This window comes from Deinococcus aestuarii (genome assembly GCF_018863415.1).
In the GTDB taxonomy this organism is placed as follows: Bacteria; Deinococcota; Deinococci; order Deinococcales; family Deinococcaceae; genus Deinococcus; species Deinococcus aestuarii.
Genome location: NZ_JAHKSN010000024.1, coordinates 53,805 through 73,591, shown reverse-complemented (window position 1 = coordinate 73,591; position 19,787 = coordinate 53,805). Strand labels below are relative to the sequence as shown.

Below are 19,787 nucleotides of genomic sequence, written 5' to 3'. Positions count from 1 at the left end.
CCGTCTTGAGGGTCGCCTGGGCTTTACACAAGCTGAACACACGCCTGCCTACGCTGACCGGGCATCACCTCTGACCCACCGCTCTCGCCGCGGGTCCGCCCCTTTCGCCGCCCGTTCTCAAGGAGGCTTCGTCATGCCGCAGAACACGGCCCGGATGCTGCAAACCCACCCCAACCCCGCCAGCGTGTTCGACCAGGGCGCGCTCGCCGACTGCATCGACGCCTGCTTCGAGTGCGAGAACATCTGTACCTCGTGTGCTGACGCCTGCCTGGGTGAGCAGGGCCACCTGATGCACCTCGTCCACTGCATCCGCCTCAACCTGGACTGCGCCGACATTTGTGGGACGACCGGGCGGGTCCTCTCTCGCCTCACCCAGCCCGACCAGAATGTCCTGCGTGCCCAGCTTCAGGCGTGCCTGGCGGCCTGCCAGGCTTGTGGGAACGAGTGCGAGATGCACGCCCGTGACATGAACATGCAGCACTGCGCGGTGTGCGCCGAGTCCTGCCGCCGCTGTGAGCAGGCGTGCCAGCAACTCCTGGGGAGCATGAGCGCATGAAGGGGCTGATCCTGACCCTCGCCCTGACCGCCCTCCCCGTCGTTTCCGCTCAGGCGGGCGGCAGCCAGGGAGGCAGCATGTCCATGCAGATGAACATGGACATGCACGCCCAGATGCAGCCGGTGATGGAGGATCTGCGCCGCCTCTCGGGCACGGCCTTCGACCGGGCGTTCTTCTCCATGATGATCCCCCACCATCAGAGCGCCATCGACATGAGCCGCGCCGCCCTGCCCCGGCTGCGCGATCCCCTGGTCCGGGCCTGGGCGCAGAGCATCATCGACGATCAGCAGAAGGAGATCACCGAGATGCAGACCGAGTTGCGCCGCCTGGGTGGGGTGGACACGGCACGGCAGAACCGGATGCGCCAGGCCATGTCGGGCATGACGCCAATGATGACCCGGATGATGGCGCAGTCCCAGAGCCCCGACCGGGTGTTTCTGGAGATGATGGTTCCGCACCACGGCTCGGCGAACGACATGGCGAACATCGCCCTTCAGAACGGGCAGACCGACCATGTGCTCAGCCTCGCCCAGCGCATCATCATGACCCAGACCGACGAGATGCACGACTTCCGGGACTGGCTGCGCACGCACCCGCAGTGACGTAAGGGGCCACAGAACGCCGCCCTTCGGGGCGGCGTTTGTCCGACCCTCGCCGGGCGTGGGGTTCGATCCCCGGTGAAGAGCGGGAAGACCTTAAGTGCTCCCCGTGTGGGCGGCCAGCAACGTGAACCCGAACGTGCTGCCCCCTGGACCGGACGTGACGGTGAGCATGCCACCCATGCGCTCGACCAGGCCTTTGGCAATGGTGAGGCCTACGCCGCTCCCCTCACCCCGGGTCCGCGCCGGGTCCACCCGGTAGAAGCGCTCGAAGATGCGGCCCAGGTGTTCTTCGGGAATACCGCCCCCGGTGTCCCGCACCTCGAAGGTCACCCGACCGTCCGCCGCGTGGGCTGCGAGCGTGACGTACCCGCCGCTCGGCGTGTGCCGCAGGGCGTTGGAGAGCAGGTTCGCCAAGACCTGCGAGGCCCGCTCGAAGTCCGCCGTGACGCGTGGGAGGGGGTCGTCCGCGTGCAGGGTCAGGTGCACGCCCCGGTCCTGGGCAGCCCCCTCGAATCGCTCCAGCGCCGCCCTCAGCAACTCCCCCGGTCGGAAGTCCGTCGGGTGCAACTCCACGGCCCCCGCCTCGACCCGGGAAACCAGGCTGAGGTCCCGCACCAGCCGTTCCATCGCCGCCGTCTCCCGCACGATGGCGTCCGAGGCCACCTCGGGGGCCAGTACCCGGTCTCTCAGGGCCTCGGCGTATCCCCGCAGGGCGGCGAGGGGAGTGCGCAGTTCGTGGGCCACGTTCGAGATGAGTTCTATTCGGCCCTGCTCGACCCGCTCCAGTGCCCCGGCCATCCGGTTGAAGTGCCGCGCGAGGTCGGTCAGCTCGTCACGTCCCTCCTCGGGTAGGCGCCGCCGGTACTCCCCCGCTGCGATGGCGTGGCTGCCGTCGCGCAGCAGAGTCACGCTGCGGACGACCCGCCGCGCCGAGAGCAGGGCCGTCAGGGCAGCCACCAGCAGCGCGAGGGGGAGAGACACGAGCAGGGCGGAGTTAAGGGTGCGGCGCATCCCCCGTTCCAGGTCGGGGCGCAGGCTCGCCCCGTCCGGGCCGATCACCCGCACCATCTGCTCGACGTGGTGGCGCACAAAGGCGGGGGCCAGCAGTTCGGTCAGGACCAGCATCGCCCCCACGGCGATCAGGATGACCAGCAGGTGCGACAGGAACAGGCGGGGGTAGAGCTTCACGGGGCCTCCTCAAGCATCGGTCCTGAAACGGTAGCCGACCCCGCGCACCGTCTCGATGAAGCGCGGTCGCTCGGCGTCGTCGCCGAGCTTCTTGCGCAGGCCGGTGACGTGCACGTCCACCACCCGCTCGGTGCCCGGAAAGTCCTGGCCCCAGACCCGTTCGAGCAGCCGCTCCCGGGTCCAGGCCAGGCCGGGATGCGAGGCGAGCGCGGCCAGCAGGTCGTACTCCAGCTTGGAGAGGTCCAGGGGCTGACCGTCGAGGGTCGCGGTCCGGGCGCGCAGGTCGAGGTGCAGGCCCCCACTGGTGACGGTCTCCCGGACCCCCACCCGGCGCAACAGGGCCCGCACCCGGGCCACGACCTCGCGCGGGCTGAAGGGTTTGACCACGTAGTCGTCGAGGCCGGTGTCCAGGCCGCGCAGCTTGTCCTCCTCCTCCCCCCGGGCGGTGAGCATCAGGATGGGCAGGTCGAGGCGGGCCGCCCGGGCTTCGCGGGCCAGTTCCAGGCCGGAGACGCCGGGCAGCATCCAGTCGAGAATGGCGAGATCGGCGCGGGGCAGCAGGGCGCGGGCCTGCACGCCGTCCCCCGCCTCCAGGACGGTGTGTCCCTCGGCCGTGAGGTAGGCGCGCAGGATTTCGAGGATGGCGGGATCGTCGTCCACGATCAGGACGTGGGGCATCGGGTCTCCGGGTCAGCAAGCGGCCCCACCGAAGAGGTGGGGCAGGAAAGCTTCGGGGCTCAGCGCAGCAGGTAAGCCTTGAACTCGTAGATTTCGACCGCCTGGGCGCGGGTGATGTCGCGGGCGAGCTTGAGCACGGCGAGGTTCTGCGATTTCTGGAGGGCGAGGTTCGCCATATCGATGGCAGAAGCGTGGTGGGGAATCATGCCCTGCACGAAGGCCCGGTCCTTGTTGCTGGCATTTTTCACGCTGCTCGCCATGTCACCCATCATGGACTTCATGCTCGCCTGCATCCGGCGGTCGGTGCCGCCGTAGCTCTTCAGCAGGGTGTTCATCTGGACGATCTCGCGGTTCTGGTCCTTAATGATGGCCGTCGCCCAGGCCTTCACCCTGGGGTCCCTGGTGCCGAGCACGGCCTGGCTCATGGCGACGGCGGCCTGGTGGTGCGGGATCATCATGGAGAGGAAGGCGCGGTCGAAGGCCTTGCCGGTGAGGGCATTCAGGGCGCTCAGGTCCATCGATTGGCTCATGCCAGTCGCGGGGGCAGTCGTGTGCATGGTGCCGTGGTCCATCTGGGCGAGGGCTGGAGCGGGCAGGGCGCCCAGGGCCAGCAGGGTCAGGAGGGTCATTCGCATACGCGCAGGCTAGGGGGACGCTGTTAAGCTCGTGTCAAGCGGCAGAGGGGGGACGGTGGGTGCCGTCGCCCTTACTCGTACTCGCGCATGGTCGCTCACGGCCCTTCCTGGACTCGGCCCGGCGGGGAAAACTGCAGGCGGCCTGGCGTTCATTTCCGCGCCCTGCTGGCGTGACTCCGTTCTCAGGGAGTTTCTTGCTCGAGCACGAACTCCCGGGCGAGACGGGGCTCTGGTTCGACGGGTTCGGCCGGGCGCAGCAGGGCATCGACGGCCACCGCCAGCGCGGCGCCGAGCAGGGGGGCCACCCAGTACAGCCAGTGGGCGGTCCAGAGGCCGCTCGCCAGGGCCGGGCCGAAACTGCGGGCGGGATTCATGCTCGCCCCGGTGATCGGGCCGCCCATCGCCGCCTCCAGGGCGACGACCCCCCCCACCACCCAGGGCAGCCCGGAGCGCAGGGCGACCAGCAGCAGGAAGAAGGTCAGCACGACTTCGAGGGTGAACGCCTGGCCCACGCTTCCGGCCGGGAGCGTGACCCCGAGGTTGCCTTCCCTGCCGAACAGCGCCAGCAGCAGGAACGCCGCCGCGACCGCGCCGAGCAGTTGGGCCGCGACGTAGGGCAACGCCCTGCCGGGTGGGAAACGGCCCGCCAGCGTCAGGGCGAGGGTAGCCGCCGGGTTGATGTGCGCCCCGCTGATCGGGGCGAAGGCGGCGATCACCGCCGCGACGGTCAGCCCGAACACGGCGGCCACGCCCAGGTGCCCGAGCGCGCCCGTCTGCGCCTGTACCACCGCCGCACCCGGCCCGAAGAACACCAGCGCGAAGGTGCCCACTGCCTCGGCCACGAGGGCATGCGGAAGGGGCGTCGTCACGTCAGGCGACGGGGACGGCAGGGCTGTCCTCGTAGCTGGCGGGCACAGGCTGTCCTTCCCCCAGCGCCTGCACGAAGGCCCCGAACTGAACCCCCAGTTGGTCGCGCACCGCCCGCCAGCGGTCCAGGCTCCCACCGCTCGGGTCGGTGAAGGGGTAGTGCAGCCGGTGGGTCCGGCCCGGGTAGGCGGGGCAGGCTTTGGCGGCCGAGTCGCAGACGGTGATCACGTAGTCGAAGTTCTGCGGGTCCGGCACGTCCCAGAGCGTCTTGCTGATGTGCCCGTCGAGGCTCAGCCCGATCTCCCCCATGACGGTCTTCGCCTCGTCCTTGACCCGGGTGGCCTCGGTCCCAGCGGAATGCACATCGAGGTCCAACCCCACACGCTCTGCCGCCGCGCGGGTCAGGGCCTCGGCCATCTGCGAGCGGGCCGAGTTGTGGGTGCAGAGGATCAGGACGCGCGTCACGCCCCTAGCATATCGATTTTGTTTGATGCATCGAGTGGGGAGAGACCGGGAAAATGTCGGTCAGGAGGGCGCCACCCAACCGAAAGAGTTGATCCTGGCAGAGCAGGTAGTAGGTGTTCTTGCCGCGCTGCTCGGCGGCGACCAGGTTGGCCTCGCGCAGGATGCCCAGGTGATAGGAGACCCTGGACTGCGGGAGCCCCAGCAGGGCTTCGAGGTCGCAGACACAGCGTTCGCCTCCGGCGAGGTGCCGGATCAGGTCATAGCGAATCTCGTGGGAGAGCGCCTTGAGCTGGTCGAGCACGCTGGGAACGGCGAGGGTGGTCACGCCCCCAGTGTAGGGGCGATGCCCGGGGCCTGCTGGCTGGCCCACTCCATTGACCAGGCCGTGGGAGTGGCGATCAGGTCAGTTCGCCGAAGAACGACACCCCGAAGTTTCGAGCCTTACGCTGGGGAATGCCCCGGGCAAAAGCAGGTGAGGAGCTGCCCGCCGTGCGCTGGAAGCTACTCAACGTGTCGAGGATGCTCCCAGCCAGGCGCCGGGCGGCCGTCGAGCAGCTGCGGCGGGCGCTGTGGCCGGGCCGGCAGGAGCGCCCCCCTCCTGTGTCCAGCCTGCATGGAGTCCTGCATACGGCCCGGTTGTCTGTCAGTTGTCTGTCGTGGCGAAGGATGAGCCCCAGGAACAAAAGGAAGAACCCCGGCTGAGCCGGGGTTTTCTTGGTGGGCGGTATAGGATTTGAACCTACGACCCTTCGCGTGTGAAGCGAATGCTCTACCGCTGAGCTAACCGCCCGTGCCGCCTGCCGTGTTGGTGGGCCCTGCCGGATTTGAACCGGCAACCAATCGGTTATGAGCCGACTGCTCTGACCGTTGAGCTAAGAGCCCAGGGCTCAGGGGCGCCCTTACGAGCGAGAGGAAGTGTACCAGTGCTCCTCGGAGCTTGTCAAACCGGCCAGGTCGGGCGCCGGGGCGGGTAGGATGCCCAGCATGCGGGTCGTACATGTGGGGTCGGAAGTGTTCCCGTTCTCGCGGACGGGCGGGCTGGGGGACGTGCTGGCGGCGCTGCCCGCCGTCCAGGCGAGGCTGGGGGCAGAAGTGACGGTCGTGTCGCCGTGGTACGCGAGCCTGAGCGGCGAGCCGAACGAGGTGTGGCGGGGCGAGGTGCCCGGCGTGGGTGCGGTGCGGGTCGGCGAGCTGAGGGAGGGGGACGTGCGCTTCCTCTTCGTGGGGCTCGCCGAGTTCGAGCGGCCCGGGATGTACCACCCGGACGACGTGTGGCGGTTTTGCGCCTTCGGGCGGGCCGCGTTGCCCGTCTTGCAGGCGCTGGAGGTCACGCCCGACGTGCTGCACGGCCACGACTGGCAGGCGGGGCTGGTCGTCGCGCACGCGCACCTGACGGGCTGGCGCACGGCCTTCACCATCCACAACCTCCAGTACCAGGGGCGCTGGAACCTGGCGGAGGCACGGTGGTGGACGGGGCTGCCCGACTCGGCCTTCGGGGCGGACGGGGTGGAGTTCTACGGCGACCTCAACCTGATGAAGGCGGGCCTGACCTTTGCCGACCACGTGACGACCGTGAGCCCCACCTACGCGCAGGAGATCACCACCCCGGGGTACGGCGAGGGGCTCGACGGCCTGCTCGTGCGCCTGACGCTGGAGGGGAGGCTGAGCGGCATCATCAACGGGCTCGACCAGGAGCGGTGGGACCCGCGCACCGATCCCGACATCCTCCCCTACGCGGACCCGGCGGCGAAGAAAGCGAACACCGAGGCGCTGCGGGCGGAGTTCCGGCTGGACGACCTCCCGATCCTGGGCACGGTGAGCCGCCTCGCCGACCAGAAGGGGATGGACCTGCTGATCGAGGCGCTGCCCGACCTCGTGAAGGACTGGAACGTGGTCGTGCTGGGCGGGGGCGACCCACTCCTCACCGCCGCGCTCCAGGGTTGGGCGCTGCACCCGCGCGTCGCCTTCGCGCAGGGGATGAACGAGTCGCTGGCCCACCGCATCTACGCGGGCGCCGACGCCTTCGCCATGCCCAGCCGCTTCGAGCCGTGCGGCCTGTCGCAGATGATCTCCATGCGTTACGCCACCCTGCCCGTCGTCCGGGAGACGGGCGGATTGGCGGACACCGTGCCCCACGACGTGGGGTTCCGGTTCGGAGCGGCGACCCCGGAGGCGCTGGCGACGGCCTGCGGGGAGGCCCGCGCCGCCTTCGACGACCCCGGGGGGTGGCAGGAACGGATGGCGCGCGGGATGGCCCTCGACTTCCGTTGGGACGGCCCGGCGCGGCAGTACCTCGCCCTGTACGCCCGGCTGGGTGCGGAGGACATGACCCCTACCGCAGGAAGTCCAGCAGCGCCGCGTTAAAGGCCTCCGGCGCGTCGAGGTTGGAGAGATGGGCCGCGCCGGGGATGACCCCGAGTTCGCCGTGTCCGAGGTCGGCGATCTCCCGTGCCATGTCGGGCGGAGTCAGGGTGTCCTTCTCGCCGACGAGGACGAGCAGGGGGAGTTGCAGCTCCCGGAGCGTGTCCCGGTGGTCGGGGCGGGCGGCCATCGCGCGCAGGGCCCCGGCGATCCCCTCCGGCGTGGCGACCTCGATCATCGGGAGGACGCGCCCGAAGGTGGCGGGGGAATGTTCCTCGCGGGCGGCCTCGACGATGAAGTCCCTGCCCTCCTCCAGCACTCGCTCCGCCTGCCCCTCGCGGCTCTCGCGTTTCTCCCCGTCGTCGGACCGGGCCGAGGTGTCCGCGAGGACCACGCGGGTGAAACGTTCCGGGGCCTGGGCGAGCAGTTCGAGGGCGAGGTAGCCGCCCATGCTCAGGCCCACGACCGCCAGCGGCACGTCCGGCAGCTCGGCGAGGAGGTCGCGGCCGGTGTCCGCCAGGGAGGTCATCGCCCCCATTCGCCCGCCGAAACCGGGCAGGTGCGGGGTGAGGACGTTCAGCCCGGCGCCTTCGAGGGCCGCCCGCTGGTCCAGCCACATCGCGCCGGAGAAGGGGTAGGCGTGGAGGAAGAGGACGGTGTGGGGGGAGGGAGCACTCATGCGCCCAGGCTAGGGCGGCGGGCGAGCGAGGGATCTTCAGGGTTGCTTGAGGGCCGGTGATCGGAACCCGCTACGCCCGAGCTTCTCGCTCCTCCTCCCAACTCAACACGTCGCCCTCGATCACGTCCAGCACGCCCAGCCTTTTCAGCATGTGGACGAGCTGCGCGCGGTGGTGCATGGAGTGGGTGAGGACGTGGGCGAGGGTGCCGCCATAGGTGAGGGACACGGGCGGATTCTCGTGGAAGGTCCAGAGTTCGTCCAGACGGCCCTCGGCCTGAATACGGTAGGCGAGTTCGGCAAGTTGGGGTGCCACGGTGTCCAGCCGCTCGCGCAGAACATCCAGCGTCAGCCAGCGTTCGGCGGGTTCAGGAAAAGTCCGTTCCGGCTGAGCGTTCATCAGGTCCGTCCACCCCTCCATGTTCTCGACGATGTGGCCGAGAGTCGCCCGCACGGTGCGCCAGCCCAGGTCGAACTCCTGATCGAGTTGCGCGTCGGTCAGGCCTCGGCTCTGCTCGATGAGGCGGGCCGTGGTCCAGGCGTCGTGGCCGAGGAGGCGGTCGAGGAGGTCCATAGGGCACTCTAGTCCTCACGCGCTAGCATCCCGGGCGTGAACCTCGCCGTCGTCCTCGTCTCCCCCAAGACGCCCGGCAACATCGGCGCCGCCGCCCGCGCGATGCTGAACATGGGCGCGCGCGACCTGCGCCTCGTCGCCCCCCGCTGCGACCCCCTCGACAGTCAGGCGGTGGCGATGGCCGTCCACGCCGAGGAACTGCTGCGGAGTGCGTGCGTGTACCCCACCCTGCGCGACGCGCTCGCCGACCGGGACGTGAGCGTGGGCACCTCCGCCCGGGTGCGCGCCGACCTCGCCCCGCCCCGGCACCCCTCGCAGGTGCGCCCGCTCGTCCGCGCCGCCGCCGCCCCCGCCCTCGTCTTCGGGCCGGAGGAGACGGGGCTCGTCAACTCCGACCTGGAGCAGTGCCAGGTGACGGTGCGGGTACCGACCGGGGACTACGCGAGCCTCAACCTCGCCCAGGCGGTGCTGCTGGTGTGCTACGAGTTCTTGCAGGCGCAGGACGAGGTGCCCGCGAGCGAGCGCAAGACCGCCACCCGCGAGGAGATGGAGGCGCTGTACGGCCACCTGCACGAGACGATGCACCTGATCGGCTACACCGACGCCGTGCGCGCCCGCCACACGCTGCGGCTGTGGCGCACGATGCTCGACCGCGCGCTGATGAGCAGCGCCGAAAGCCGCCTCTTCCGGGGCCTCCTGCGGCAGGTGGAGTGGAAGGTGCGGGACGCGGCGCGGAGGGGGACGGTGGAGGGACGGGACGGGGACGGGTCAGTCTGAAAGGGGTGTCGTCGCCCCGAGCCGGGCGCCCTACCTTGGCAGCATGTTGCTGATGTCGTTTCCGAACAACAGGTTGTAGTTGAGCTGGGTCATCATCCGCGTGACCTCGCCCTGCGCCATGATCATCGCGCCGACGAAGTTGCTGTAGAGCTTGTTGAGCGCCGCCTCGTAGAGTGCGATCTGCTTCAGCAGCGGCGCGGTGGCGATCTGCCGCCGACGGTTGGCCGGGAACACGTTCACTGACGGCACGATCTCGTCGAGCATCAGCGTGTGGGCGATGCCCCCCCACGCCTCGAAGGTGGCGCGCGTCATCTCTCGCGCGGCGACGTAGTGGGTGCCGTCCTTCCGCCGTTGTGTCTTCACGAACAGGATGCCCGGCTGGCCGCACAGCCGCGTCTCGAACAACCCGATCCGGCGGTCCTCGCCGAACTCGCGCCACGCCTCCAGCGGTTCGAGGGTGATGCGGGGTGTCCCGACAAACGTGATGCGCTTGACCTTCACCATCTCCAGCACGGCGGCGCGCGCCGTCGTCTCCTTGCTCGACACCACCCGCACGCGCGGCGATCCCTGCTCGCCGGGAACCTGAGTCAGCCAGGAGGTGGTGCTGGGACCGTAGGCCTTCCACCGGTCGAGTTCGCGGGGTGACACCGGGGCCGGGTAGGAGCGGGCGGCGACGGCTCCTCCGGCGGACGTCGGCAGCAGGGCGAGGACGAGTGACACGGACAGTCGGGGTCGGATCATGGCCTGTTCCTCCTCGGTCAGCCCCAGCGGGCCGGGATGGAGGGAGGGTATCTGGGCAGCGTGAGAGCCGTTCACAAGGCGGGCAGGCGCGGTTGGGAAGGGGCCGGAACATGGACCGCGTCCTCTGTGGCCCCTCTTGCTCACCTCGAGCACGGTCCTCCCCCCGTACCCTCCCTAGACTGTTTTCCATGACGGAGCTGCCCGCCCGACTCCCCACCTCGCCGCCGCCCAAGCCGCGCGAGGTGCCGCTCTCCGACCGGGTGCGGCTGGTGCGCAACGTCCTGCCGCCGCTGATCGTGCTCGTGGTGGCGGTGGTGGAGTACTTCATCGCGGGGCTGCGCGACGCCGGGCGCGAGGTGTGGGCGCATCTGCTCTTCTACGGGCTGGTGGGTCCGGCGGTGACCTTCTTCTCGGTCGAGTGGATCGCGGAGGGCACCCGGGCGCGCGAGCGGGCCGAGCGCGAGTTGCGCGATCTGTACGGTCAACTGAGCGCCTCGCACGGGCGGCTGCGGGCGGTGCAGGAACTCATGCGCGACCTGAGCGGCGCCGCCGACATGGGCGCGGTCGTGGAGGTCGCCGCGCGGGGGGCCGTGCGGGCGACGGGAGCGGTGCAGGCCACCCTCACGGTGCCCGGGGGTCTAAGCGGCACGGCGCGGGGAGACATGCCTGTGACCACGCCCAGCGCCGAACTCCAGTCCCTCAAGGTCGGCATCCCGGGGGGTGGCGCCCTCGCCCTGCACTTCGAGACGCCGCCCGGCCCGGAGACGGAGGCGCTCGCGCAGGCCCTCGCGGCGGAGGTGGCGACCGGGGTGGAGGCCGCAAGGCAGCGGACCCTCGACCTGATGACCCTGTACTCGGTGGACCAGTCCATCCGCGCCGAGCGCAACCTGCGGCGGCTGCTCGCCCGCGTGACCCGCAACATGGCCGAGCGGGTGCGGGCGGGGGCGCGGGCCGCGTACCTCAGCGACCAGGACGGCGTGCTGAGGCTCGAATACCGCCAGGACGCGACAGGTGAGGGCATGGGCGGCGGCAACCTCGCCCCGCCCTTCGCGCTGCGGGTGGCGGAGGCCGACACGCCCCTGAGCGCCACCCCCGGGGAGGCCGCCGAGGTCTTTCCCGGCGCGGCGAGTGCCCTGGGCTTCCCCATGCGCGACGAGGAGGGGCTGGTCGGCGTCCTCGTGCTCGGCGACGCGCGGCCCGACGCCTTCACCGACGCGCGGGTGCCCCTGCTCGCGCTGCTGGCGGCGCAGGCGGCGCTGGGCGTCCGCAACGCCCGCGCCTACCTCTATTCCGAGGAACTGGCGATCAGCGACGAGCGCGCCCGCATCGCCCGCGAGATTCACGACGGGGTGGCGCAGTCGCTCGCCTTCTGCGCCCTGAAGCTCGACCTCGTGGCCCGGCAACTGCACGCGGACCCGGAGCGGGCGGAGGCCGAGGTCCGCGCGGCGACTGCCCTCCTGCGCGAGCAGATCAAGGAGGTGCGGCGCTCGATCTTCGCGCTGCGGCCCATCGACCTCGAACGGTACGGGCTGCTGGAGACGGTGCGGCGCTACGTGGAGGACTTCGGGCAGCAGAACGGCATCCGCACGACGCTGAACATCACGGGCGAGATTCACCTCGCTCCGGGGGACGAGGCAGTCGTCTTCCGCATCCTGCAAGAGAGCCTGAATAATGTCGCCAAGCACGCCCGCGCCCGGGAAGTCACCGTCACCCTGCACGGCGGCCAGCACGTCACCCTGCGGGTGCAGGACGACGGCGCGGGCTTCGACCCCGCCCAGGTCTCGGGCCGGGTCAGCAGCGCCGGGGGCCTTGGCCTGATGCAGATGCGCGAGCGGGTGGAGAGCAGGGGGGGCAAATACCGCGTGCTGAGCGAGCCGGGGCACGGGACGCTGGTGGAGGCGGAGGTGCCGCAGGCGTAGGAGTTTCTACAACTCGACCATGCGACACTGCCTGATGGCATTTACCTTCCCTGCTCCTGAAAATGACTTCGACCGCCGCCTGATCGACGGTATCCGAACGCATGGCTGGTATGTCCTCAAAGTACCTGCGGACGAGGAAGGCCCCAGCTTTGCCTTCACCGTCGGCTTATGGGCCAACTACGGCCACCCGGAAATCATTATGGTGGGGCTCGACCTCGATCTGATGCACCTCGTTCTCAACATTGCGGGCGATGAAGTGAAGACCGGACACCAGCGGTTTGAGGATGGTCGGCAATACCGGAACTCTTGGAGGGCTACGATTGCGCTTTTGTCGGAGTCGCGCCGGAGCATTTCCAAGGAGTATCTGGGCACCGCCATGTGGTTGTATCGCCAACAACCCTTTGCGGCCTTACAGTGCGTGTGGCCGGATAAGCAAGGGCTCTACCCCTGGCAGAACGGTTTCAACCCTGAGTGGCGAGACTTGCAACCTGTATTGAACACGCCCTAATTCAGCGTCCTCTCCCCCGGCACCTCCAGCACGAAGGGCGGGATGGGGGCACCCACACCCACCGCCGTCACTCACGCGGAAGAATGGGTCTGTCCGTCCACCCGCTCCTGGGCGCGGGCCACCGCCCGGTTGTTCACGCGGCCCACGAACAGCACCGCCACCACGAGGGCCAGCCCACCCGCCACCCCAAAGGTCTGGCGCAGGCCCAGGGTCTGGCCGAGCACACCTCCCAGAAACGCGCCGAGCGGGGCGGCACCGGCGACCACGAAGCGGTACGCCCCGCCCACCCTCCCGCGCAGGTCCGGCGGCACGAGCCGCTGACGCAACGACACCTTTACGACCCCGGACAAGCCCAGGTTGAGGCCGTCGAGCACCAGCAGCGCGGCCAGCAGCGGCGGCGCGTGGAGGAGACTCAAGCCGAGATACACGAGCCCCAGGACGAACACCGAGCCGAGCACGGTCCGCCCCGCCCCGAAGCGCCGTGAGACATACGGCGACAACAGGCTGCCGAGAATGTGCCCCACCGCGCCCGCCGTGAGCAGCAGGCCGTAGCCGACCGGACCGACGCCGGGGAGAGCCGTCGCAAAGAGGACGAACAGCGCGAACACCGCCGCGTCGAGCAGCGTCGTGAGGGCCATCAGCAGGGCCACGGAGCGCAGCAGCGGGTGTGACCACAGCCACTTCAGGCCGTCCGTCACCTCGCGCCACCACGGTTCGCCCGCCACTCCTCGCCGCGCGGGTCGGCTGGGCAGGGTCGAGATCAGGGCCGTACTCCCGAGAAAGCTCAGGGCGTTCACGAGAAACGGCAGACCGGGAGAGGCGGCGAACAGCAGACCCCCCAGAGGTGGGCCGACGAACTCGTTGCTCGTCACGCTCGTGGCGTACAGCGCGCCGTTGGCGTCCTCAAGGTGCTCGTTCTCGACGAGCGACGGCACGAAGGTCTCGGCGGTCCCGTCCGCCAGCGTCTCCGCCGTGCCGAGGACGAAGGCGACCGCGTACAGCAGGGCAATCTGGAGGTGCCCCATAAAGATGGCGAGGGCGAGCAGGCCGAGCAGCACCCCGCGTGACGTGTGCGCGACCACGAGCAGGGTGCGGCGGTCGAGCCGGTCGATCAGGGCACCGAAAGGGAGCGTGAACACCAGGCCGGGCAGCGCCGCGAAGGCCGAGAGGCTGGCAACGACGATGGGATCGCGGGAGATCGACGCGACGAGCAGCGGCAGCGCCGTTTTGCCGATGCCGTCCCCGATATTCGCGCTCGTGCTCGCCAGCCACAGTCGCCGGAAGGTCGGTCCCGCCCGCCACGCCCTCATGGCTGAGCCTAGCGCGTCATCGCTGAGCGAGCATCCTCATTCAGCGTCCGCTCCCCCGACACTTCCGCCCCTTCCAGAGGGGTCGCAGGCGTGAGGAGAGCAGAGTTCCGTAAGAGACCGCCTGCCAGGATGTCTCCATGAAGCGGCGCGTTCTAGCCTTTGGCGTTTTGGCCTTCCTGCTCTCCTCCTGCGGGTTCTCGACCAACCCCGCCCGCTGGGATTGTCCGTGGTCGCCCATCGCGTGCGATATGCCGCCTGCTCCTCGCTGACGCTGTTTCAGGCGGCCACATCATCACCTCCGGAACGCCTCCTAATTCAACGTCCTTTCCCCCGGCACCTCCAGCACGAAGGGGGGGATCGGCACCCGCGCCCGCACTCCCCAGGCGTCCTGCATGACGTAGTGGCCGCCCATGCGCCCCGGCGTGTCCTGCACGGTCACGAAGGAGTCGTACACGAAGACGCCGCCCGGCGCGATGAGGGGCTGCTGGCCGACCACGCCGTCGCCGTCCACCACCGTCTCGCGGCCAGAAGCGTCCACGATGTTCCAGTGGCGGGCCAGGAGCTGCCACGTCTCGTCGCTGTGGTTCTCGATGCGAATGACGTAGGCGAAGACGCGGCGCTTCGGGGTCGAGTGGGAGGGAAAGTGCTGCACGTCCACGGTGACGCGCACGTCGGGCACGGGGCTCGCCGGGTCGCTGTCCGGGCTGGGGGGATGGGTCATGCGGGCAGCATAGCCGCGTGGCGTAGACTTCCCCGCATGGTTGAAATCAATCAGGACTTCCTCTTCGCCCTGCTGCGCGAGGCCGGGCCCAGCGGCTCCGAGCGCCGGGCGGCGGACGTGTGGAAGCGGGAGGCGCAGACCTTCGCCCGCGTGTCCGAGGACCACTTCGGCAACGTCTACGCCGAACTCGGCCCCGAGGACGCGCCGACGATTGCCCTGATGGGCCACCTCGACGAGATCGGCCTGATGGTGAGCCATGTGGGCGACGAGGGACTCCTCAGCGTGGTCGGCGTCGGCGGCTGGGACCCGCAGGTCCTCGTGGGGCAGCGCATCCGCCTCCTCGCGCCGGAGGGCGACCTGACCGGCGTGGTGGGCAAGAAGCCGATTCACCTGATGGAACCCGAGGACCGCAAGCAGGCGAGCAAGATGGAGGACCTGTGGCTCGACGTGGGCCTGAGCAGGGAGGAGGCGCAGGCCCGCATCCCGGTCGGCACCGTGGGCGTGATTGACCAGGGGCCCCTCCTCGTGGGCGAGCGGATCGTGGGCCGGGCACTCGACAACCGGGTGGGCGCCTTTATCGTACTGGAGGCGCTGCGGGCGCTGGCCGGGACAGAGCTGAAATACCGTGTCGTCGCCGTCGGCACGAGCCAGGAGGAGATCGGGCTCTTCGGGGCGCAGGTGAGCGGCTACCGCCTGAACCCGGTCGCGGGCGTCGCCGTGGACCTCACGCACGAGACCAAGCAGCCGGGCGTGAGCGAGAAAAGGAGCGGCGTGAAGCCCTTCGGCTCGGGCGCCAACCTCAGCGTGAGCGCGCGGACGAGCCCGGTGATCCGGCGGCAGATGATCGCCGCGGCGCAGGCAGAGGGGATTCCCTACACCCTCAGCGCCAACCCGCACTCCACGGCCACCGACGGGGACGCCCTCAGCCTCGCGCGGGCGGGCGTGCCGAGTGCGGTGGTCAGCGCCCCCGCCCGTTACATGCACTCCCCGAACGAGATGGTGGACGCGCGGGACGTGGACGCCTGCATCCGCCTCATCGCCGCCTGGATTCGCGGGCTGGAGGCCGAGCCGGACTTCACGCGCTGAGGGGGAGGCGTGGGGGAGTGGCCGGGGCTGTTCGTCTCAGCCGCTCCCTCGCCTTGACCCGTCCAAAAGGCTTACCGCCCTTCCCGGCCCCCGCTCTAGACTGCCCGGATGCGCGCTCCCCCCGCCTCCCGCCGTCCCGCCGCGCTCGCGTTCATCCTGCTCACCGTGCTGCTCGACGTGATGGGGCTGGGGCTGATCATCCCGGTCTTTCCGCCCCTGGTGACCCAGTTGGCCGGGTCGGACACCTCCGGGGCGCAGTTCGTCGGCCTCTTCACCGCCGTCTACGCCCTGATGCAGTTCGTGTTCGCGCCGATCCTGGGCGCCTTGTCTGACCGCTACGGACGCCGCCCTGTGCTGCTGGCGAGCCTGACGGGAATGGGCCTCGACTACATCCTGCTCTCGCTCGCGCCGAACCTGTGGTGGCTGCTGCTGGGCCGGATCATCGCCGGGATGACGGGGGCGAGCATCACGGTTGCGAATGCCTACCTGGCGGACGTGACGCCTCCCGAGAACCGGGCGCGCTCCTTTGGCCTGCTGGGGGCGACCTTCGGGGTGGGCTTCATCCTGGGCCCGGCGCTGGGCGGGGTGCTGGGGGACATCGACCTGCGCCTGCCCTTCCTGGTGGCGGCGGGGCTGGCGCTTCTGAACGCGCTCTACGGCTTCTTCGTCCTGCCGGAGTCGCTGGCGCCGGAGAACCGGGGAACGCGTCCGGGACGGGGCGTACTCAACCCCCTCGCGCCGCTGACGGTGCTGGGGCGCTATCCGCTGGTGCGCAACCTCGCCGCCGCCTTCATCCTGATCGGGCTGGCGCAGCAGGCGATCTTCAGCACCTGGGTCCTCTTCACCGAGCGGGTGCTGGGGTGGACGCCCCGGGACAACGGGGTGGCGCTCGCCGTCATCGGCCTGCTCTCGGCCATCGTGCAGGCGGGGCTGGTGGGGACGGCGATGCGGGTGCTGGGCGAACGGGGCGCGATCATCACCGGGCTCCTGCTGGGCGTCGTGCAGTACGTGCTGCTGGGAGCGGCGCGCACGGACGCGACGCTGTACGCCTCCATCCTGCTCGGGGCGCTGGCGGGCATCGCGGGCCCGGCCATCCAGGGCCTGATCAGCCGCACGGTCGATCCCAGCGAGCAGGGCCGGGTGCAGGGGGCGCTGACGAGCGTGAACAGCCTCGTGGGCATCGTCGGCCCGATCCTCGCCACGAGCGTCTTCGCCTACTTCACCCGGCCGGGCAATACCCTCAACGAGCCCGGCGCGGCCTTTTACCTCTCCGCCGTGTTCAGCCTGCTGGGCACCCTCGTCGCAGGCGTGGTGCTGCGGCGGGCGGGGAAGAATCCGGCTCCGGTGCGGCTTCAGGAATAGGGTCAGGCGGGCTGAGCCGTACCCACCTCGGGCCGCGCGTCCAGCACGCTCTCCGGCACCCCCGCCAGCGCCTCCCGCACGACCTCCACCCCCGCGCCGGGGCGGTGGCCCTGCTCGCTCAGCGTCCGCTTCCAATGACGGGCGCCAGGCTGCCCCGCGAAGAGGCCGAGGATGTGGCGCATCACGCGGTTCAGAGGCTGCCCCGCCTCCAACTGCGCCGCGACGTAGGGCAGGAAGTCTTCGACAATCTCGCGCCGGGTGGGCGATTTCACGTCCTCCCCGAAGATGTCCCGGTCTGCGGTGGCGAGGATGTACGGGTCCTGATAGGCTGCCCGCCCGACCATCACGCCGTCGGCCCAAGTCAGATGATCCCGCGCGGCTTCGAGGCTCAGGATGCCACCATTCAGGACGACGGTCAGCCCCGGGAAGTCCTCCTTGAGTTGCCGCACGACCTCGTAGCGCAGGGGCGGAATCTCCCGGTTCTCCTTCGGCGACAGGCCCGAGAGCCACGCCTTGCGCGCGTGGATGATGAAGGTCTCGCAGTCCGCCGCCGCGACCGTGGAGACGAAGCGGGTGAGGTGCTCGTAACTGTCGAGGTCGTCGATGCCGATGCGGTGCTTGACCGTGATGGGGAGGGAGGTCGCGCCGCGCATCGCCTCCACGCAGCGGGCCACCACGTCCGGCGTGCCCATCAGGCAGGCGCCGAAACTCCCATTCTGCACCCGGTCGCTGGGGCAGCCGCAGTTGAGGTTCACCTCGTCGTAGCCCCAGGCCTCGGCGATGCGGGCGCACTCGGCGAGGGCGGCGGAGTCGGAGCCTCCCAGTTGCAGCGCGACCGGGTGCTCGGCCTCCCCGAAGCCCAGGTGCCGCTCCCGGTCGCCGTGCAGGATCGCGCCCGTCGTGACCATCTCGGTGTAGAGCAGGGTGCGGCGGGTCAGGGTGCGGTGGAAGGCGCGGCAGTGCCGGTCCGTCCAGTCCATCATCGGGGCGACGGACAGGGTGTGGGGTGGGCGGGACGCGGCACTCATCTCAGCCGAGCAGTCTACCCTCGCAGCTTGGGGAAAAAGGTGGCGGCTATTTCCCCGCCTGGTCGTCCCTCTCCGCCGGGCGGGCCGTCTCCCCCTCCCGACCGGCACGCACCGTCTGGCGCGGTTCGACGATCAGACTCGCCCCCACCTTCGCCCCGGCCTCCACGACGCTGTGGGCGCCGACCACGGTAGGGGGGCCGTCCCCCTCCGCCGCACCGACCTCAGCCCCGGCCTCCACGACGGCGTGGGCGTCCACGATGGCGCGCACGACCCGCGCCCCGGACCTCACGACCGCGCCGGGCTGCACGATACTGTCGCGGACCACGGCGCCCTCCTCGACGACCGCGTTGGGGCCGACCACGCTGCCGATCACCTCGCCCGCGATCTCGGCGCCGCCGCAGAGGAAGGCGCGGTCGAGCCGGGCGGTCCCGTGCACCCGCGTGGGGGGCCGGGAGATCGAACTCGTGATGAAGGGCCAGTCGCGCGTGTCGAGCGGGAAGCCGTGGCCGTCCAGGAAATCCCGGTGGGTCTGGAGGTAGGCGTCCAGCGTGCCCACGTCCATCCAGTACCCCTCCAGCGGGTGCGCGTAGGCGTCCCCTCGCGAGACCAGGGCGGGCAGCAACTCCTCGCCGTAATCACCCAAGTCGCCCTGCCGCTCCAGCTCCTCCAGGGTGTCCATCAGGATGTCCGCGTCGTAGACGAAGACCTCGGCGGTGACCGTCTCCCCCAGCGGCTCGTCCGGCTTGTAGGCGAACTCGGTGACGCGGCCCTCGCCGTCCGCCCGCACATTGCCGAAACGGGTGGCCTGCGCGGCGTCCTTCAGGTCGGTCGTGACCATCGTGACGCTGGCGCCGTGGCGGACGTGCTCGCGGATCACGTCGGAATAGTCGAGCTTGTAAACGTGGTCGGCGCTCATCACCAGCACCACGTCGGGGGCGAATTCGCGCATCAGCCGGACGTGCTGGGCCAGGGCGTGCGCGTTGCCCTGGGCGAACTCGCCGTCCTCGTTCTCGGGGCTGGAAAAGGGCGGCATCACCACCAGCCCGCCGCGCGTGCGGTCGAGGTCCCAGGGCCGACCGCCCGAGAGGTGGTCGTTCAGGCCGTGCGGGAGGTACTGCTCGATCACCCACACGTCGCCCACGCCGCTGTTCACGAGATTGGAGAGGGAGAAGTCGATCAATCGGTAGGTGCCCAGGAAGGGCACAGCGGGTTTAGCCCGTTCGGTCGTCAGCGGAGCGAGGCGGCTGCCCTTCCCCCCCGCGAGGACGATGGCGAGGACCTTCTGACCGGCAATGCGCGTGCTCATCGCCCCGAGTGTGTGGGGTGAAGGTCCCAGGGCCGTGAGGGACCTCTGGACGCCGCTTCATGAGGGGCCGGTGGGTACAGTCGACTCCAGCTCCATCACCTCCTGCGGCCCGGCACCCCCCGAATGACGAAGCCCGCCCTCCGGTCAGCGCGGGTGGACCCGGGGTCCTGAACTTCACGCTGAGAACGACGCGCCGCACCTCGGGCCGGTGTTCGCGCGGCCAGATGGCGAGGGCGAGCATCGCCGCCGTGCCCCACCCCCGCCCCTGCCTCTACCGGGCGATGAACAAGGCGCGCACTCCCACCCTGCCCGGCCCGAAATCCCGCTTCGCCACGGCACCGGGACCGGCATTGAGGCGGGACCACCCGCACGGTGACGAGAGGGAAGGGAACACACCGCCCATGACGCCTGCCCGCACCCTGAACGC

The 19,787-nt window shown here is 70.0% G+C and carries 21 protein-coding genes and 2 tRNA genes; 8 read left to right on the top strand and 15 right to left on the bottom strand.

Annotation, left to right across the window (positions count from 1 at the left end):
* Positions 1-133: 133 nt before the first annotated feature.
* Both IC605_RS20885 and IC605_RS20880 read left to right on the top strand, forming a co-directional pair.
* Complete coding sequence (locus tag IC605_RS20885) at positions 134-556, top strand: four-helix bundle copper-binding protein (RefSeq protein ID WP_216328575.1); 423 nt, start codon at positions 134-136, stop codon at positions 554-556.
* Positions 553-1,158 carry a DUF305 domain-containing protein gene (locus IC605_RS20880; RefSeq protein ID WP_216328574.1) on the top strand — a complete coding sequence of 202 codons (606 nt, stop codon included), beginning with the start codon at positions 553-555 and terminating at the stop codon, positions 1,156-1,158. Before IC605_RS20885 ends, IC605_RS20880 begins: the two co-directional genes overlap by 4 nt.
* Before the next feature lie 93 nt (positions 1,159-1,251).
* On the opposite strand, the gene IC605_RS20875 is transcribed toward IC605_RS20880, so the two are convergent.
* From IC605_RS20875 to IC605_RS20840, 8 genes are all read right to left on the bottom strand, one after another.
* Complete coding sequence (locus tag IC605_RS20875) at positions 1,252-2,346, bottom strand: sensor histidine kinase (protein WP_216328573.1); 1,095 nt, start codon at positions 2,344-2,346, stop codon at positions 1,252-1,254.
* Between the two features lie 9 nt (positions 2,347-2,355).
* Entirely contained in the window at positions 2,356-3,024 is a 669-nt protein-coding gene (locus IC605_RS20870) for a winged helix-turn-helix domain-containing protein (protein ID WP_216328572.1), read from the bottom strand.
* A gap of 59 nt (positions 3,025-3,083) precedes the next feature.
* Positions 3,084-3,659 (bottom strand): DUF305 domain-containing protein, encoded by a 576-nt coding sequence (locus IC605_RS20865; RefSeq protein WP_246581117.1) that lies wholly within the window; start codon positions 3,657-3,659, stop codon positions 3,084-3,086.
* Between the two features lie 182 nt (positions 3,660-3,841).
* Complete coding sequence (locus tag IC605_RS20860) at positions 3,842-4,528, bottom strand: MIP/aquaporin family protein (RefSeq protein ID WP_216328571.1); 687 nt, start codon at positions 4,526-4,528, stop codon at positions 3,842-3,844.
* Between the two features lies 1 nt (position 4,529).
* Entirely contained in the window at positions 4,530-4,991 is a 462-nt protein-coding gene (locus IC605_RS20855) for an arsenate reductase ArsC (protein ID WP_216328569.1), read from the bottom strand.
* A gap of 4 nt (positions 4,992-4,995) precedes the next feature.
* Positions 4,996-5,316, bottom strand: coding sequence for an ArsR/SmtB family transcription factor (locus IC605_RS20850; protein ID WP_216328567.1), 321 nt, complete (start codon positions 5,314-5,316; stop codon positions 4,996-4,998).
* 390 nt (positions 5,317-5,706) lie between these two features.
* Positions 5,707-5,781 (bottom strand) — tRNA-Val (locus IC605_RS20845).
* A 16-nt stretch (positions 5,782-5,797) separates the two neighbouring features.
* A tRNA-Ile gene (locus IC605_RS20840) sits at positions 5,798-5,873 on the bottom strand.
* A gap of 102 nt (positions 5,874-5,975) precedes the next feature.
* On the opposite strand from IC605_RS20840, the gene IC605_RS20835 reads away from it, so the two are divergent.
* The gene (locus IC605_RS20835) at positions 5,976-7,355 is read left to right on the top strand and encodes a glycogen synthase (protein ID WP_216328564.1); all 1,380 of its coding nucleotides are present in this window, start codon (positions 5,976-5,978) and stop codon (positions 7,353-7,355) included.
* Here IC605_RS20835 and IC605_RS20830 read toward each other — a convergent pair.
* Positions 7,324-8,031, bottom strand: a complete 708-nt coding sequence (locus IC605_RS20830) for an alpha/beta fold hydrolase (protein WP_216328562.1) — start codon at positions 8,029-8,031, stop codon at positions 7,324-7,326. The genes IC605_RS20835 and IC605_RS20830 overlap by 32 nt on opposite strands.
* A gap of 70 nt (positions 8,032-8,101) precedes the next feature.
* Positions 8,102-8,602, bottom strand: a complete 501-nt coding sequence (locus IC605_RS20825) for a DinB family protein (RefSeq protein ID WP_216328559.1) — start codon at positions 8,600-8,602, stop codon at positions 8,102-8,104.
* 36 nt (positions 8,603-8,638) lie between these two features.
* Between IC605_RS20825 and IC605_RS20820 the strand changes: the two genes are divergently transcribed.
* Positions 8,639-9,379, top strand: a complete 741-nt coding sequence (locus IC605_RS20820; protein WP_216328557.1) for an RNA methyltransferase — start codon at positions 8,639-8,641, stop codon at positions 9,377-9,379.
* 30 nt (positions 9,380-9,409) lie between these two features.
* On the opposite strand, the gene IC605_RS20815 is transcribed toward IC605_RS20820, so the two are convergent.
* Complete coding sequence (locus IC605_RS20815; protein ID WP_216328555.1) at positions 9,410-10,120, bottom strand: hypothetical protein; 711 nt, start codon at positions 10,118-10,120, stop codon at positions 9,410-9,412.
* Between the two features lie 188 nt (positions 10,121-10,308).
* Here IC605_RS20815 and IC605_RS20810 point away from each other — a divergent pair, with 188 nt between their 5' ends.
* Both IC605_RS20810 and IC605_RS20805 read left to right on the top strand, forming a co-directional pair.
* Positions 10,309-12,039, top strand: a complete 1,731-nt coding sequence (locus tag IC605_RS20810; protein ID WP_216328553.1) for a sensor histidine kinase — start codon at positions 10,309-10,311, stop codon at positions 12,037-12,039.
* A 34-nt stretch (positions 12,040-12,073) separates the two neighbouring features.
* A complete protein-coding gene (locus IC605_RS20805; protein ID WP_216328551.1) occupies positions 12,074-12,547 on the top strand; it encodes a DUF4262 domain-containing protein in 474 nt (157 codons plus the stop codon).
* A 71-nt stretch (positions 12,548-12,618) separates the two neighbouring features.
* On the opposite strand, the gene IC605_RS20800 is transcribed toward IC605_RS20805, so the two are convergent.
* Entirely contained in the window at positions 12,619-13,857 is a 1,239-nt protein-coding gene (locus IC605_RS20800) for an MFS transporter (protein ID WP_216328549.1), read from the bottom strand.
* Between the two features lie 310 nt (positions 13,858-14,167).
* The gene (gene apaG, locus IC605_RS20795; protein WP_216328547.1) at positions 14,168-14,578 is read right to left on the bottom strand and encodes a Co2+/Mg2+ efflux protein ApaG; all 411 of its coding nucleotides are present in this window, start codon (positions 14,576-14,578) and stop codon (positions 14,168-14,170) included.
* 36 nt (positions 14,579-14,614) lie between these two features.
* Between apaG and IC605_RS20790 the strand changes: the two genes are divergently transcribed.
* Together IC605_RS20790 and IC605_RS20785 are read left to right on the top strand one after the other, a co-directional pair.
* Positions 14,615-15,664, top strand: coding sequence for a M42 family metallopeptidase (locus IC605_RS20790; RefSeq protein WP_216328546.1), 1,050 nt, complete (start codon positions 14,615-14,617; stop codon positions 15,662-15,664).
* 108 nt (positions 15,665-15,772) lie between these two features.
* Entirely contained in the window at positions 15,773-17,026 is a 1,254-nt protein-coding gene (locus tag IC605_RS20785; protein WP_216328544.1) for a TCR/Tet family MFS transporter, read from the top strand.
* A 2-nt stretch (positions 17,027-17,028) separates the two neighbouring features.
* Here IC605_RS20785 and dusA read toward each other — a convergent pair whose 3' ends face one another.
* Together dusA and IC605_RS20775 are read right to left on the bottom strand one after the other, a co-directional pair.
* The gene (gene dusA / locus IC605_RS20780; protein ID WP_216328542.1) at positions 17,029-18,054 is read right to left on the bottom strand and encodes a tRNA dihydrouridine(20/20a) synthase DusA; all 1,026 of its coding nucleotides are present in this window, start codon (positions 18,052-18,054) and stop codon (positions 17,029-17,031) included.
* A 46-nt stretch (positions 18,055-18,100) separates the two neighbouring features.
* A complete protein-coding gene (locus tag IC605_RS20775; protein ID WP_216328540.1) occupies positions 18,101-19,360 on the bottom strand; it encodes a glucose-1-phosphate adenylyltransferase family protein in 1,260 nt (419 codons plus the stop codon).
* Between the last annotated feature and the right edge of the window lie 427 nt (positions 19,361-19,787).

Coding starts and splice junctions, on each gene's coding strand:
- IC605_RS20885 (WP_216328575.1), top strand. CDS start 134: ATGCCGCAGAACACGGCCCGGATGCTGCAAACCCACCCCAACCCCGCC.
- IC605_RS20880 (WP_216328574.1), top strand. CDS start 553: ATGAAGGGGCTGATCCTGACCCTCGCCCTGACCGCCCTCCCCGTCGTT.
- IC605_RS20870 (WP_216328572.1), bottom strand. CDS start 3,024: ATGCCCCACGTCCTGATCGTGGACGACGATCCCGCCATCCTCGAAATC.
- IC605_RS20865 (WP_246581117.1), bottom strand. CDS start 3,659: ATGCGAATGACCCTCCTGACCCTGCTGGCCCTGGGCGCCCTGCCCGCT.
- IC605_RS20835 (WP_216328564.1), top strand. CDS start 5,976: ATGCGGGTCGTACATGTGGGGTCGGAAGTGTTCCCGTTCTCGCGGACG.
- IC605_RS20830 (WP_216328562.1), bottom strand. CDS start 8,031: ATGAGTGCTCCCTCCCCCCACACCGTCCTCTTCCTCCACGCCTACCCC.
- IC605_RS20825 (WP_216328559.1), bottom strand. CDS start 8,602: ATGGACCTCCTCGACCGCCTCCTCGGCCACGACGCCTGGACCACGGCC.
- IC605_RS20815 (WP_216328555.1), bottom strand. CDS start 10,120: ATGATCCGACCCCGACTGTCCGTGTCACTCGTCCTCGCCCTGCTGCCG.
- IC605_RS20810 (WP_216328553.1), top strand. CDS start 10,309: ATGACGGAGCTGCCCGCCCGACTCCCCACCTCGCCGCCGCCCAAGCCG.
- IC605_RS20805 (WP_216328551.1), top strand. CDS start 12,074: ATGGCATTTACCTTCCCTGCTCCTGAAAATGACTTCGACCGCCGCCTG.
- IC605_RS20800 (WP_216328549.1), bottom strand. CDS start 13,857: ATGAGGGCGTGGCGGGCGGGACCGACCTTCCGGCGACTGTGGCTGGCG.
- apaG (WP_216328547.1), bottom strand. CDS start 14,578: ATGACCCATCCCCCCAGCCCGGACAGCGACCCGGCGAGCCCCGTGCCC.
- IC605_RS20790 (WP_216328546.1), top strand. CDS start 14,615: ATGGTTGAAATCAATCAGGACTTCCTCTTCGCCCTGCTGCGCGAGGCC.
- IC605_RS20785 (WP_216328544.1), top strand. CDS start 15,773: ATGCGCGCTCCCCCCGCCTCCCGCCGTCCCGCCGCGCTCGCGTTCATC.
- dusA (WP_216328542.1), bottom strand. CDS start 18,054: ATGAGTGCCGCGTCCCGCCCACCCCACACCCTGTCCGTCGCCCCGATG.
- IC605_RS20775 (WP_216328540.1), bottom strand. CDS start 19,360: ATGAGCACGCGCATTGCCGGTCAGAAGGTCCTCGCCATCGTCCTCGCG.